The sequence below is a fragment of the Stenotrophomonas sp. P5_B8 genome (genome assembly GCF_054049855.1).
Map to the genome: position 1 here is coordinate 1 of NZ_JBFULO010000823.1, position 720 is coordinate 720.

At 57.9% G+C, this 720-nt stretch carries 1 protein-coding gene; it reads left to right on the plus strand.

Annotated features, from left to right (window positions below):
- Positions 1-720 (plus strand): condensation domain-containing protein (locus ACXJKH_RS21660; RefSeq protein ID WP_457322471.1); only part of this gene is annotated, 720 nt, incomplete at both ends.

A 720-nucleotide genomic window follows, 5' to 3' on the forward strand; every position in this document is an offset into this window, starting at 1 on the left:
CACCGGGATGGATCAGGAATCGTCGAACGCAGCATCGTACTCGGCGAGGACATCGTCGCACGGCTGGCCAGGCTCGCCCGCTCCGAGGGCCTAAGCATGACCAGCCTCATGCATGTGGCATGGGGACATGTGCTGGCGAAAGTCTGCAACACCGATGCACCGGTGTTCGGTACAGTCATGTTCGGCCGACTCAAGGCCGGCGGAAGCAACGAGAGAATTCTCGGAGTTTCCATCAATACGCTACCCGTGATAGTGCATGTTGGGCAATCGGTCATTGAATGTGCGCGACACATGCAGACTCTACTGGCAGAGCTCCTGCATCATGAGCATGCCCCACTCACCGTCACCCAGAAGGCCGCCAACCTGCCCAACGGCGTTCCACTGTTCACCTCGGTGGTGAACTACCGCCATAGCAGCTCCCGTGATCGTCCGCTACTGGACGCACCCGTCGTTCCGGAAGCCGGCATCAGCTTTGTGGAACAGCATGAGGGAAACAACTACCCGCTCACGCTTTCAATCGACGAGTATCAATCCGCGCTCAAGCTTTCGATCCAAGCGGCTAGAGGCATCGACCCCGATCAGGTGCTGTCCCTGATTCGCAATGCAATCATCGGCATCATAGATGCCATTGGGAACCATCCAGATCGTCCGCTGACGGATATTCCAATCCTGACAGCCGAAGATGAATCGACCTTGCTGGAACAGTGGCAGGGCCCGCAG